The organism is Acinetobacter sp. YH12152 (assembly GCF_013418285.1).
Taxonomy (GTDB): Bacteria; Pseudomonadota; Gammaproteobacteria; order Pseudomonadales; family Moraxellaceae; genus Acinetobacter; species Acinetobacter amyesii.
Genome location: NZ_VPCH01000123.1, coordinates 1 through 1,145 on the forward strand (window position 1 = coordinate 1; position 1,145 = coordinate 1,145).

The 1,145-nt window shown below is 37.9% G+C and carries 1 protein-coding gene; it reads left to right on the top strand.

Annotated features, from left to right (window positions below; translation table 11 throughout):
• Positions 1-186 precede the first annotated feature (186 nt).
• Positions 187-756, top strand: coding sequence for a peptidylprolyl isomerase (locus FTU83_RS17270; RefSeq protein WP_180005529.1), 570 nt, complete (start codon positions 187-189; stop codon positions 754-756).
• The last annotated feature ends 389 nt before the right edge of the window (positions 757-1,145 follow it).

Consider the following 1,145-nt stretch of genomic DNA (forward strand, 5'->3'; position numbering starts at 1 on the left):
TATAAAGAGTTCCTGTACCGCCATACTGTCAGCGCAGTGCGGTATCGAAAGGTGCAATCTCTAAGATTGCATGGGTCGCAAAGATTCCCCCACCATAGCTCTTAGCTTGGTGGTGGGAGTATGTCAATCATCAAAGACTAATATACAGTCAATAACAAGTACGAGATCAACCAGAAGAGTTAGCAAATGTTAAAACAGATTTTATTTACCGCAGCACTTGGCTGTGTGAGCTTAAGCAGTTTTGCTGCCAATACTATTGTCGAAATGAAAACCTCTCAAGGCAATATTGAAATTGAGCTATTCAATGACAAGGCACCTATCTCAGCTAAAAACTTTGAAAGCTATGCAAAAGAAAAATTTTATAACGGCACGATCTTTCATCGCGTGATTCCTGGATTTATGGTTCAGGGTGGGGGCATGGATGTCAAAATGCAGGAGAAGCCAACAAAAGCGGCTATTAAGAATGAATCAAGTAATGGCTTGAGCAATAAGCGCGGCACATTGGCAATGGCACGGATGAATCATCCTGATTCAGCAAGTAGTCAGTTCTTTATTAATGTTGCAGACAATGACTTTCTCAATAAAAGTGCAATGAATGCGGGATATGCTGTTTTTGGTAAGGTCACTAAAGGTATGGATATCGTCGATAAAATCGTAAAAGTTCCAACTGCGAACTATGGAATGCATCAGAATGTCCCTGTAAACCCAGTAGTTATACAGAGTGTGGTGATTAAAGCAGCACCTGTAAAAAACTAAGCACACAAAATAGGAAAAATATTTTACATGATATTTGTAATAAATATCATGTATTTATGTGAGTAAAGTGTGTTTTTTGAACCATAATGGTGCATAAAAATAAAACACTCGTGTTCTTTGTGAGTGAAAAGCACTTGCACGTGTAAGAAATTGCCCTATAATGAGCACCATACCGACGAGATAGACGGAAACGAACGAAACGTGAAGCGTTGAGTTGTTGAGTTTATCGAAGTCCAGCTTCTAGCATTGACGAGATGTTAGAAAGATCATTAAGAGATTATGAAGAACAACTTGTGTGGATTTTTACTGATTGATCGATCGAAATTATTTTCATTGATTGATGGTAGAAATTACTCGAAGTTTATTTGAGCAAATTTTTGTCAGTAATT